Origin of the sequence: Bacillus sp. SM2101, assembly GCF_018588585.1 — a bacterium.
GTDB lineage: Bacteria > Bacillota > Bacilli > Bacillales > SM2101 > Nanhaiella > Nanhaiella sioensis.
Genome location: NZ_JAEUFG010000023.1, coordinates 1 through 11539 on the forward strand (window position 1 = coordinate 1; position 11539 = coordinate 11539).

Sequence of the window (11539 nt, forward strand, 5' to 3'; positions counted from 1 at the left end):
TTAGGCACGCCGCCAGCGTTCGTCCTGAGCCAGGATCAAACTCTCCAATAAAGTTTGATTGCTCATTTGTTCAAAAAATTAACGTTGACGCTTTTGCTTTGTTTAGTTTTCAAAGAACATTTTTTGTTGCTATCGCTCAGAAGCGACTTTATTAATTTAACATTTTTCTTTGTTGATGTCAACATTTTTTTAAATGTTTTTTTCATGCTGTCATCTATGTTATCGCGTTGTTTATCAGCGACGTTTATTAATATATCACCCTCATACTATGATGTCAATATGTTTTTTGCTTTTTTAAAAGAACAAAATGTCGTAACAAGATTTAAATAATAAACATTGGCTATGAACGCTATTTATTTATATTTCAAAAGGTCTTCAATGCTTTTATATCATCACTTATCATTCTGAAAAATATGCTTTTTTTGAGCGAACATACCGATTACACTCTGACGGTGTTGCAACCTTTCTAAATAGTTGAAACAATATTTGATATCTTTCTTCCATTGCACGCTTAACTACATAGTCAATTCGAGAATCTTGAAAATCAAGTAGTAATTCTTCTAACTCTCTTTTTATTAAGTATTCAATTTCTTTTATTTCCTTTTTTGTTACTAAAAGTCCAAGCATAATGTCACCTCACTATTAGTTATTCTAGTTATTTCCACTGTGAAACAGTTTTATGAAATTTTTTTCTTTAGTAGTCAGTCTTTTATCATATCTTCTATTAGAGAGCATAGTATGTAGACAAGTAATCGTGTAAGCTAGGCTTTTTTCGTAAACTTTGTTGTTATTAGGTTTTTAGATCGTGTATCATTTTCTAGCAAAAAAGATGATACGCACCTTAATAGGTTACATATTTATTTCTTAGTACAAAAAACAACAATGAATACGAACCAGCTGTAAGAAAAGAGGAGGGGGTTTTGTGAATTTCTTTGTCGTTGTAAATGGTAGAAAGGGAAAACAAGCACTAATAATTATTGTTGCTGCTTTATTTACAGCTATCTTTCTTTATCTTGAAAACGCGCTAAATAATACAGTTTTTTCGACTGAGGATGGTCCTAGAGCTATTTATAAAGGAGATGAACGAGGGGAGAAAATAGCTTTAACATTTGATGTCAATTGGGGTGACGAGCATATATTAAACATCCTAGAGGTATTAAAAAAAGAAAAATTGAATGCAACTTTTTTCATTTTAGCAGATTGGGCTGAACGACATCCTGAAGTCGTAACTCAAATTGCAGAAGACGGACATGAAATAGGAAGCAAAGGATATAGTTATAAAGATTATTCAGAGCTAGAAGCTAGTGAGATTAAAACAGATATTTTAAAATCTAAGGACGTATTTAAGGTATTACAAGTAAAAGCTGCCCCGCTACTACGACCACCTACTGGGAATATAAATGAAGAAGTGATTGCTACTGCATCCGAAGTTGGATACACTGTTGTACATTGGAGCATAGATTCACAAGACTGGCTACGGCCTGGTACGAAAGAAATAACTAAAAATGTTACAAAAAACCTTAATGGTGGAGACATTATTTTACTTCACGCCTCTGACTCTGCCAGTCAAACGGCTGAGGCACTTCCATCAATTATTCAATTTATAAAAAAGAAAGGATACAAAAATGTTACAGTGACTGAACTTATTACAAACACAGATACAAAAAGCGGAGAAATTAATTGAGATGACGGGAATAAGAAATTCCTCTCTATTTGAAAAAAAATGAGTGGGTTAAACCTCCACTCATTTTTTTGAAACCAATTATTAGCTATTAGTTAATTTCGGTAATATTAGTAGCTGGTACATGTTACATAGCAATAGGGGAAAAAGCATCAAATATAACCAACTATCATCATTTGCTTGAACCGCTGGTATTAACTCTATAATTGTTACGACTATCATAAAAAACATAGCTGGGACAAATGCCTGTTTATTTGTTTGTTGCTTTTTTAACAATGCAACAACAATGCCTACAAGAGCAATGATTAAAGCTACTACGATGTACGAAAATATTGAATCTCCCTCATCTGCAAACAATTTATATCTAAAATATATAAGATCAAATAACACAAATACAACTAATACAATTTGTACTGCATTCCATAACTTCACCGACCGAAAGATCCCTAAGCCAAAACGATGGATCGTTAAATAAGCAAAAAATCCCATTTGACTAATAACACTAAATATAAGGCCTACACCAACAAACCAAATAAATGCCAATACAATATCCATAAATTCAAACGAAGAGAATAGTTCTTTGTATTCACTCCACTTTACAATAAATCCTATAATACCTGCGCTAATTCCTCCAACAGCTAAGGTCGACATAAATAAACGAACCCAATTTCGACTATTCACAGCAAGACTCCTCCATTACACATTCTCCTACTGATTGTACCAATCGACTGGTGAAAATACCACATTTTCAGTATTAACAACGTATAATTTTTTGTAGATAAACTATCCTAAAGTATAGGACAACCCTGAAAGGAGTTAGTGAGCAATGAAAACAAACGTGTTGCTCCTATTTATCATAGTCACAATTATAACGGCTAGTGGGTGCGGACAGCAGGAACAAGCACAAGAATTGGATTATGAACAATCAAAGAAAATGATTGTTGATATTTTAAAGACTGATGAAGGAAAAAAGGCGATTCAAGACATTATGTCTGAGGACGGCATGAAGCAACAATTAATTATGGACCAAACAATTGTTACAGCTGCAATTGAAAAATCACTAACTTCTAAAGAAGCTACTGATTTTTGGAAAGAAAGTCTATCAGATCCTGAATTTGCAGAAAGCTTTGCAAAGGGCCTGCAAGAAGAACAGGAAAAATTAATAAAGGAATTAATGAAAGATCCTGAATACCAAGGAATGATGCTAGAACTATTTCAAAATCCAGAGATGGAACAGCAAACTTTAACTGTGCTTAAAGGTAAAGAATATCGGACTCACCTACAAAAGGTAATAACAGAAACAATAGAAAGCCCCTTATTTAAAGTTAAGATTCAAGAAATTCTATTAAAAGGTGCGGAGGAATTACAAAGCGGTGAAAAGGGTGACGATGAAGAACAAAGCGCTGATAATGAAGAAGGTGGAGATGATTCAGGAGGTAATGGAGGGGGAGGGTAACCTCTTACAAGTGTTTGAAAGAAGCAAATAAAAAGGGTCTACCTTACAATTACAAAAAATTGTAGGGTTGACCCTCTGTCTAATAAGAATCTACGACCATTTATACAATCGATGTAACCCTTTCAGCCATGTTCATATAAATTTTACCAAGTTGATGATCTTCAGCATAAATAGAAGGTGCAAAATCATCATCATCCCAATCTGGTTGCTGTAACGGGAGTTGTCCTAGCAGTTCTGTTTGTAGCTCCTTCGCTAATTTCGTGCCACCGCCATTTCCAAAGACATATTCCTTTTCCCCTGTCAGCTTGCTTTCAAAATAAGACATATTTTCAATGACACCAATAACTTCATGCTCAGTGCGCAGAGCCATAGCACCTGCACGAGCAGCTACAAAAGCGGCAGTAGGATGTGGTGTTGTCACAATAATTTCCTTACAAGAAGGTAGCATAGCATGGACATCTAACGCAACATCCCCTGTTCCAGGAGGTAAATCTAACAATAGATAATCCAACTCGCCCCATTCGACCTCTTGAAAAAAGCTATTAAGCATCTTTCCTAACATTGGGCCTCTCCAAATAATAGGTGCATTATCTTCGACAAAGAATCCCATTGAAACCACTTTTACTCCTAATCTTTCAACAGGAATGATTTTCTCGCCTCTAACAACTGGTCTCTTTGTAATACCCATCATGTCTGGTACACTAAATCCATATATATCAGCATCAACTAGGCCTACTTTTTTCCCTAGCCGTGCTAAAGATACAGCTAAATTAACAGAAACAGTTGATTTCCCAACCCCACCTTTACCACTTGCAATCGCAATAAACTTAGTGTTGCTACCTGTTGATAATGGTGAATTACTACCTTCCTCAGAGGGTGATGGGCTTTCCGACTTGGCAGTTTTGTCCTTCGGTAATTCTGAAAAACGCAGCCCAACAGATTTAGCACCGGCATCCTTTAATACTTGTACGATATGTCCTTGTATTTGCAACTGCTCCGATGTACCAATCTTTGATAATGCAATTTTTACACTTACATGCCCTTTCTCTTCTTTAATATTTATGTCCTGGATCGCACCGGTTTCTTCAAAAGTTTTATGTAAGAATGGATCTTTTAATTGACGTAATAGCTCAACTACTTGATCTTTCGTTATCAATTATTACACCGTCCTTTTTGTGTATTCGTTTTCATACGTTCACCTGTTAGTATACCATAATTACATATGACGGCTAAATGAATTCACAATAATTAACTATTACTCAGGAGCCTTCCCCTCGTTAGAGAAATATCTAATAATCCCTTTATATATGGAAAACGCTAGTTTTTCTTGATATATATCATCAGATAGTAAATCCCTTTCAGCACTATTAGACAAAAACCCTACTTCGACCAAGGAACCAGGTATATTTGCATTTTTCAATAAGTACACACCACTAATTGCCTTAGCCTTTCTCGTAGTATTCTCTAGAGTTGTTCGAAACTCATCTTGTATAAACCTTGCGATTTCCTTATTTTCAATATAATTGGGGTTATAAAACGTTTGTGCCCCCCTATATTTTGATGAAGGTATCGCATTTAAGTGAACACTGATAAATAAGTCCCCTTGCGACTCATTAATCATTTCTGCTCTTTTTTTCAAATCCTCAGTCTTCCTTTTGCTATAGCCCTTTGTACCGCTAGATGCGAGGTCGTGATCATCTTCACGGGTCAAAATAACGAGCGCACCCTGTTCCTGCAGAAGATCTTTCAATAAAATACTAACCTTTAAAGCTACATCTTTCTCAAGCACATCACCACCAACTGCCCCTCCGTCAGGGCCACCGTGGCCAGGGTCTAAAATAATTATCTTACCAGATAGAGGTAAATTCCACGATTTCCATGAAGCATTTTCTGTAAACTGGTATTGAACGATTATTAGTAGGATAATAAAGCCTATTAAGTATCCAGCAAATTTCAGTTTTTTCTTCACTTTGTCTCTGCCTCCCACTTTTTCCTTGTAAACACTATATGGGACAAGAGGCAAAAATAGACCATCTAGCTTTATGCCTATCGTTAAAAATGCAAGATGAGCAGAGAAGAACATGATCAACTTATTTTTTTATGTTATAGACACCTATCACCGTTTGCTAGTGCAATTTCATTCGATACCGTTTTTCCCCTTTATAAAAACCTTCATTAAACCAATAACTAACAAAATGTTCGCATGTGTAATACATTGATTCATTCATTAAACTAAAATCATCCACGTTCCCCCAATATATAACGTAATCATACAAAGTATTAATTAAATACTTTTCTTCTGTTATACACCTTAGCTTTACCTTTTCTAAAGGTTCACCAAAATAACCAAATCGACTATAGCTTGCTCCCAGCAAATATGATTCTACAGCAACGTCAACACATCCATCCTCAATAGCACTAATCGCCACAACACCTAGCTTGTAAAAATCACTAAAAGTTTGTTCAACTTGTTTTTTTATAATTTCAAGAGATAGCTCTCTTAGCATTTTCCGTTCGTAAATGACTTGCTTTTCCTTCTGCTTTGCAGCAAAAGTTGTTATAACATTCATTTCTTATTCAACCCCTTTTGAAAGTAGTTTACACTTCCCTAAAAGCTTCATACGTTACTGTCTTTACCAATTAAGAAAAGTTGAGGACATCTCTATCTCTTATAACATGCTCCCATTCAGTAGGCACTGCTGACCTTCTTTAGCTAAGAATAGGCGCTCCATATATCTGTATATCAAGTAGTACGAAAGACTTTATTCGTAAACTTTGTTGCTTTTTTCATTTACATATAAGTAACTGATGTGTTTAAAGAAAAGGTGCCACGAAGGCTAGTGTATACGTGCTTCTACCTATGAACGAAAAACACCAATTAACACAAAACAGCCATTAGAAAAGAATGCCCTGCTGTTTGACCACGACAAACGTTAGATAGTGTTTTTTGTCTTAATGAAAAGAGGTGGAATGACTTCCTGGGGACATGCGGCGAAACTGCATGTGATCGAACTTTTTTGATATTCCCATCGTTTTAAGGGTTTATTCATCTGAACACTAGTTAGTCATAACATTTAGTGAGTATGTTAATTAAAAATAGTTGAACAAAAGGCTTTTTTATCGTAACTTTTGTTGTTATTGTCGATTTTTCAACAGAAGTAATTGGTGTCATACACTCTAGCAGTGTATGTATTACTTAATTCAAAAAACAATAATCAGTAGAAACAGTCAATAAAAAAGACCCCCAACCAATTTGGTTGAGAGTCTTTGAAACGTAAATAAAATTAACGTTTTGAGAACTGTGGTGCACGACGAGCGCCTTTAAGACCGTATTTTTTACGTTCTTTCATACGAGCATCACGAGTTAATAAACCAGCACGCTTTAATGTTGGGCGAAATTCTGGATCAGCTTGTAGTAACGCACGTGCGATACCGTGACGAATTGCACCAGCTTGCCCAGTATATCCACCGCCATGAACGTTAACTAAAACGTCATAAGCACCTGTAGTTTCAGTTGCTTCAAGTGGTTGTTTTACAACTTCTCTTAATGCTGCAAATGGAATATAGTTTTCAATATCACGATCGTTGATCACGATACGTCCGTCACCAGGAACTAAACGTACACGAGCAACAGAGCTTTTACGACGGCCTGTGCCATAATATTGTACCTGTGCCAAATTAATACCCTCCTAAAATATTATCCGCGAAGTTCGTAAACTTCAGGTTGTTGTGCTTGATGTGGATGTTCGTTACCAGCATATACATGTAACTTTTTAAACATTTGACGACCTAATGAGCCTTTTGGTAACATACCACGAATTGCGCCTTCTAGCATTCTTTCTGGATAGTTCGTACGCATTTCAAGCGCAGTTCTTACTTTTAATCCGCCTGGATGTTGACTATGACGGTAATATAGTTTGTCAGTTAATTTCTTACCTGTAAGTTCAATTTTCTCTGCATTGATGATGATTACATGATCACCAGTATCAACATGTGGTGTATAAGTTGGTTTATGTTTACCACGTAAAATCGATGCAATTTCGCTTGCAAGACGACCTAAAGTCTTTCCTTCAGCATCAACCACGTACCATTTACGTTGTACTTCTGCTGGCTTTGCCATAAAAGTTGTACGCATGATTTTCCCTCCTAAATAAAAAAATCCATGATTGGTTACATATATTATTCAACACGATTTTTCCGGGGCTAATCGTGGTTTTAAAATACATACCATATGATATAATAAATCTTTATGAGTCTATTGTCAAGAAAATGTTACACCAGGTTTAGTTGTCATAATTCACTTGCCATAAATACAATCCATGAGATGGCGCCGTTTGCCCCGCTAGCATCCGATTTTTTTGCTCTAAAATAGTTTTTATATCCTGAGGCTTTATTTTTCCTTGACCTACTTTTAATAATGTACCGACAAGAATTCTCACCATATTATATAAAAATCCTGACCCATTAAAGTGCAAAATCAGCTCATCGTTTTCTTCATACAAATCTATATAATAAATTGTTCGAACTTTATCTTCTTTTGCCGTTTTAGCTGAGCAAAAGCTTGTAAAATCATGAGTACCAATTAAATATTCTTTCGCCATTTTCATAGCTGAAAGATCAAGGGGATATGGATAATGATATACATACTTTCTAGTGAATACATCATATTGTTTTGACCTTAGTATTTTATACCTATATTCCTTTGAATTTACATCGTAGCGCGCATGAAATGTTGGGTCTACCTGCACGACTTCCTTAATAACAATGTCACCAGGGACAATCGAATTTAATGCAGCGGGCCACCTGTTCGCAGGAATATCTAATGGTGAGTCGAAATGGATGACCTGTCCATAAGCATGAACACCCGAATCTGTTCTTCCTGAAGCATAGATTGCAACATGATGTCCCTTATGAATTTTCATCAAGGCTTTCTCAAGGTAACCTTGCACGGTCCGCTGATTTGGTAGAGTCTGAGTTTGAAATCCATTAAATTGTGACCCATCATAGGCTATTGTACATTTTAAACGTTGCATGATTTTTCTACCTTCTCCATTAACTTCTTAATAAAAATAACAAAACAGATACTAATAAAGGACTAATAATTACAATGGTATCTCTACTATGCCACTGCAATTGATGAAATTTCGTTCTACCCTCACCACCACGATAACCTCTTGCCTCCATGGCTGTTGCTAAATCTTCAGCTCTCTTAAACGCGCTAATAAACAGAGGAATTAACAAAGGAACAATTGACTTTATTCGATCTTTTATTGGTCCACTTGTGAAGTCTGCTCCTCTAGCTGTTTGAGCCTTAATTATTTTTTCTGTTTCTTGCATTAATGTCGGTATAAACCTAAGTGATATAGACATCATTAAAGCAATCTCATGAACAGGCAAACCAAACCGTTTGAATGGGTTTAATAGACTTTCCATCCCATCTGTAATTTCTATTGGTGTTGTCGTTAACGTAAGCATAGACGTCATTAAAATCAAATTTAAAAAACGTAGGGAGATAAATACACCTTGCCTGATGCCTTCTTCATAGATTTCAATCCATCCTAAACTAAATAATAGTGCACCTTCCTTAGTTACAAAAATATGTAATATGAAAGTAAAAATAATAATCCAAAATATGAGTTTTAGCCCTTTCAAAATAAAGCGAATAGGTATTCGAGTTAGCAACATCATACCTACTGTATATAAACATAAAATCCCATATGTAAGCTCATTATTTGCTAAAAAAACAACTATGACATAAAGAAATATTAATGATAATTTCGAACGAGGGTCCAACTGATGGACAATTGAAGAACCTGGTACATACCTACCTATTATAATTTTATCCATCATGCTGCTTCACCTTACCCATAATCATTTGTGCTTGTTCTAGTGCATCGTCGATCGTAAGGCATGTGGACGATAGCTGAATACCAAATTTGCTTTCTAGCTTCATCTTGAACTTTAATGCTTCAGGAACATCTAACCCTAGCTTGACTAGTTCCTTTGGCTGAGAAAATACTTCTTCTGGTTTCCCCTTCATTCTAATCGTACCATTATCCATGACAACAATCTCATCAGCATACTTTGCTGCATCCTCCATGCTATGAGTTACCAATACCGTCGTTATCTTCTTCTTTTGATGTAGTTTATAGAACATATCCATTATCTCTGTACGCCCTCTAGGATCTAACCCAGCTGTTGGCTCATCTAACACAAGAACTTCTGGTTCCATTGCTAAAACTCCAGCAATTGCTACTCTTCTCATTTGACCACCACTTAAGTCAAAGGGTGACCTTTGCAAAAATTCACTTGGTAATCCAACTAACTCCAACGCTTCCTGTGCCTTCTTCTTCGCTTCTTTCTCTGATACACCAAAGTTAGTTGGACCAAAACATATATCTTTTTCTACTGTTTCCTCAAATAATTGATGTTCAGGAAATTGAAATACAATGCCAACTTTTTGTCTAAGCTTCTTTATCTTTTTATTCTTTTTCTCAGTGTCGATTATCATATCACCAACGGTTAAACTTCCTACTGTCGGTTTTAATAGACCATTCAAATGTTGTAACAAAGTCGATTTTCCTGAACCAGTGTGTCCAATGATTGCTAGAAAAGTTCCTGAATTAATAGCTAAATTAATATCGTAAAGTGCTAATCGTTCAAGAGGCGTATGTTGATGATATTTATGTTCTACATTTTGTATTGTAATGTCCATAACTCATCCACCAATCCTTCATCTGTTAAATGATCAACTGTCAAAGGAATACCTGCTCGCCTCATTTTTTTACTAAGTCTAACGGAGAAAGGAAGATCAAGACCTATATTAACGAGCTCCTTCTCTAAAGCAAAAATATCTTCGGGTCGTCCCTCCGTGAAAATATTCCCCTTATTCATAACCAATATACGATCAGCTTTACTTGCTTCATCCAAATCATGCGTGATTGAAATGACAGATATAACTTGCTCATCTTTAAGTTTTCTAATTGTTCTCAAGACTTCTTCTTTCCCTTTAGGATCAAGCATAGATGTCGCTTCATCTAAAATAATTATATCAGGCCTCACAGCTAACACACCTGCAATTGCAACTCTTTGTTTCTGTCCTCCGGAGAGATTATGTGGCTCTTGATCAACAAACGCTTCCATTTTCACTCTATTAATTGCTTCGTCCACGCGATCTACCATTTCCGAACGTTCTACCCCATTATTTTCTAACCCAAAAGCTACATCATCAATGACAGTTGTACCAACAAATTGATTGTCTGGATTTTGGAACACCATACCAATTTTCTTACGAACATCCCAAATCGACTCATTTGTAAGTGTAATACCGGCCACTGATACTTCTCCAGACTCTGGTATTAACAACCCATTCAATATTCTCGCCAGTGTTGATTTTCCAGAACCATTATGGCCTACAATTGCTAACCATTCACCATTTTTAAGTGAAAATGATATATCTTTTAACGCATAATGTGATTGGTCATTATAGCGAAAGGAAACACCTTTGACTGATAATAGTTCATTCCCCATATCCTTTCCTCCTCTATTATTCGACATATTTCCTAAGAAATAAAAAAAGCTTTATTGCATCATTAGTTCTGATGGTAAGATGAGGAGACTTAAAGGAGATATGCACTGAGTGTGGACAGTTCGTTAAGCGTAGACTCTCGATTTACCTCAATCCGCCTAATAATTTTCAAGAGTAATTGTAATGCCCCTTGTTGGCCCCTGCTATCATTATAAAGAGAAAAATATGAAGCATCATAGTTTAGACATTTATTGATAGTATAAAAACAATAGCAAAAAAGGGCATAGATTCAGTCATTAAAACTGTCCTGCCCTCATTTACTCATACAAAGATGTTCAAAAATCTCCTTTTGAACATTCAGTAGTATTAAACTAATTCAATAATAACCATTGGTGCTCCGTCTCCACGACGTGGTCCCATTTTCATAATACGAGTGTAACCACCTTGGCGTTCTTCATAACGTGGTGCAATATCGCCAAATAACTTTTGAAGAGCGTCGTCACCTGTTTCTTCATTCGCAACTTCATTACGAATAAATGCTGCAGCTTGACGGCGAGCATGTAAATCTCCACGCTTACCTAAAGTTATCATTTTATCTACAAGAGAACGTAATTCTTTTGCACGTGTCTCTGTTGTTTGAATGCGTTCATTGATAATTAAATCAGTAGTTAAATCACGTAGTAACGCTTTACGTTGAGCGCTTGTACGTCCTAATTTACGATATGACATGAGATGTCCCTCCTTTTTAGAGTGTTATCATAGCAGTAAGGAAAACATGAAAATGCCTAGTTAAGAGTCTCATAACTAGTCATCTTTTCGCAATCCCAACCCTAACTCATCAAGCTTTGCTTTAACCTCTTCTAAAGACTTACGA

14 protein-coding genes are annotated in these 11539 nt (G+C 35.8%); 2 read left to right on the forward strand and 12 right to left on the reverse strand.

Annotated features, from left to right (window positions below):
* Positions 1-399: 399 nt before the first annotated feature.
* The gene (locus JM172_RS18260; RefSeq protein WP_214483817.1) at positions 400-627 is read right to left on the reverse strand and encodes a hypothetical protein; all 228 of its coding nucleotides are present in this window, start codon (positions 625-627) and stop codon (positions 400-402) included.
* A gap of 295 nt (positions 628-922) precedes the next feature.
* Between JM172_RS18260 and pdaB the strand changes: the two genes are divergently transcribed.
* Positions 923-1684: a polysaccharide deacetylase family sporulation protein PdaB gene (pdaB, locus tag JM172_RS18265; RefSeq protein WP_214483818.1), complete on the forward strand. Its 762-nt coding sequence runs from the start codon at positions 923-925 to the stop codon at positions 1682-1684.
* A gap of 81 nt (positions 1685-1765) precedes the next feature.
* Here the strand turns inward: pdaB and JM172_RS18270 are convergent, their stop codons facing one another.
* Positions 1766-2362, reverse strand: coding sequence for a KinB-signaling pathway activation protein (locus JM172_RS18270; protein WP_214483819.1), 597 nt, complete (start codon positions 2360-2362; stop codon positions 1766-1768).
* Between the two features lie 145 nt (positions 2363-2507).
* On the opposite strand from JM172_RS18270, the gene gerD reads away from it, so the two are divergent.
* Positions 2508-3137 carry a spore germination lipoprotein GerD gene (gene gerD, locus JM172_RS18275; RefSeq protein ID WP_214483820.1) on the forward strand — a complete coding sequence of 210 codons (630 nt, stop codon included), beginning with the start codon at positions 2508-2510 and terminating at the stop codon, positions 3135-3137.
* Positions 3138-3237: 100 nt separating this feature from the next.
* Here the strand turns inward: gerD and JM172_RS18280 are convergent, their stop codons facing one another.
* From JM172_RS18280 to rplQ, 10 genes are all read right to left on the reverse strand, one after another.
* Complete coding sequence (locus tag JM172_RS18280) at positions 3238-4293, reverse strand: P-loop NTPase (RefSeq protein WP_214483821.1); 1056 nt, start codon at positions 4291-4293, stop codon at positions 3238-3240.
* Between the two features lie 99 nt (positions 4294-4392).
* Positions 4393-5106 (reverse strand): N-acetylmuramoyl-L-alanine amidase CwlD, encoded by a 714-nt coding sequence (cwlD, locus tag JM172_RS18285; RefSeq protein WP_214483822.1) that lies wholly within the window; start codon positions 5104-5106, stop codon positions 4393-4395.
* A 157-nt stretch (positions 5107-5263) separates the two neighbouring features.
* Complete coding sequence (locus JM172_RS18290) at positions 5264-5707, reverse strand: YbaK family protein (protein WP_214483823.1); 444 nt, start codon at positions 5705-5707, stop codon at positions 5264-5266.
* A 714-nt stretch (positions 5708-6421) separates the two neighbouring features.
* Positions 6422-6814: a 30S ribosomal protein S9 gene (rpsI, locus tag JM172_RS18295; RefSeq protein ID WP_214483824.1), complete on the reverse strand. Its 393-nt coding sequence runs from the start codon at positions 6812-6814 to the stop codon at positions 6422-6424.
* A 20-nt stretch (positions 6815-6834) separates the two neighbouring features.
* On the reverse strand, positions 6835-7272 hold the full coding sequence (gene rplM, locus JM172_RS18300) for a 50S ribosomal protein L13 (RefSeq protein ID WP_214483825.1): 438 nt from the start codon (positions 7270-7272) through the stop codon (positions 6835-6837).
* A gap of 148 nt (positions 7273-7420) precedes the next feature.
* Positions 7421-8170 carry a tRNA pseudouridine(38-40) synthase TruA gene (truA, locus tag JM172_RS18305; RefSeq protein ID WP_214483826.1) on the reverse strand — a complete coding sequence of 250 codons (750 nt, stop codon included), beginning with the start codon at positions 8168-8170 and terminating at the stop codon, positions 7421-7423.
* 19 nt (positions 8171-8189) lie between these two features.
* Positions 8190-8987, reverse strand: a complete 798-nt coding sequence (locus JM172_RS18310) for an energy-coupling factor transporter transmembrane component T family protein (RefSeq protein ID WP_214483827.1) — start codon at positions 8985-8987, stop codon at positions 8190-8192.
* Positions 8977-9852 carry an energy-coupling factor ABC transporter ATP-binding protein gene (locus tag JM172_RS18315; RefSeq protein WP_214483828.1) on the reverse strand — a complete coding sequence of 292 codons (876 nt, stop codon included), beginning with the start codon at positions 9850-9852 and terminating at the stop codon, positions 8977-8979. The genes JM172_RS18310 and JM172_RS18315 overlap by 11 nt, the downstream gene beginning before the upstream one ends.
* Positions 9828-10667, reverse strand: coding sequence for an energy-coupling factor ABC transporter ATP-binding protein (locus JM172_RS18320; RefSeq protein ID WP_214483829.1), 840 nt, complete (start codon positions 10665-10667; stop codon positions 9828-9830). The genes JM172_RS18315 and JM172_RS18320 overlap by 25 nt, the downstream gene beginning before the upstream one ends.
* 364 nt (positions 10668-11031) lie before the next feature.
* Positions 11032-11394, reverse strand: coding sequence for a 50S ribosomal protein L17 (gene rplQ, locus JM172_RS18325; RefSeq protein ID WP_214483830.1), 363 nt, complete (start codon positions 11392-11394; stop codon positions 11032-11034).
* Positions 11395-11539: the final 145 nt, after the last annotated feature.

Coding starts and splice junctions, on each gene's coding strand:
- JM172_RS18260 (WP_214483817.1), bottom strand. CDS start 627: ATGCTTGGACTTTTAGTAACAAAAAAGGAAATAAAAGAAATTGAATAC.
- gerD (WP_214483820.1), top strand. CDS start 2,508: ATGAAAACAAACGTGTTGCTCCTATTTATCATAGTCACAATTATAACG.
- JM172_RS18290 (WP_214483823.1), bottom strand. CDS start 5,707: ATGAATGTTATAACAACTTTTGCTGCAAAGCAGAAGGAAAAGCAAGTC.
- rplM (WP_214483825.1), bottom strand. CDS start 7,272: ATGCGTACAACTTTTATGGCAAAGCCAGCAGAAGTACAACGTAAATGG.
- truA (WP_214483826.1), bottom strand. CDS start 8,170: ATGCAACGTTTAAAATGTACAATAGCCTATGATGGGTCACAATTTAAT.
- JM172_RS18310 (WP_214483827.1), bottom strand. CDS start 8,987: ATGATGGATAAAATTATAATAGGTAGGTATGTACCAGGTTCTTCAATT.
- JM172_RS18315 (WP_214483828.1), bottom strand. CDS start 9,852: ATGGACATTACAATACAAAATGTAGAACATAAATATCATCAACATACG.
- JM172_RS18320 (WP_214483829.1), bottom strand. CDS start 10,667: ATGGGGAATGAACTATTATCAGTCAAAGGTGTTTCCTTTCGCTATAAT.
- rplQ (WP_214483830.1), bottom strand. CDS start 11,394: ATGTCATATCGTAAATTAGGACGTACAAGCGCTCAACGTAAAGCGTTA.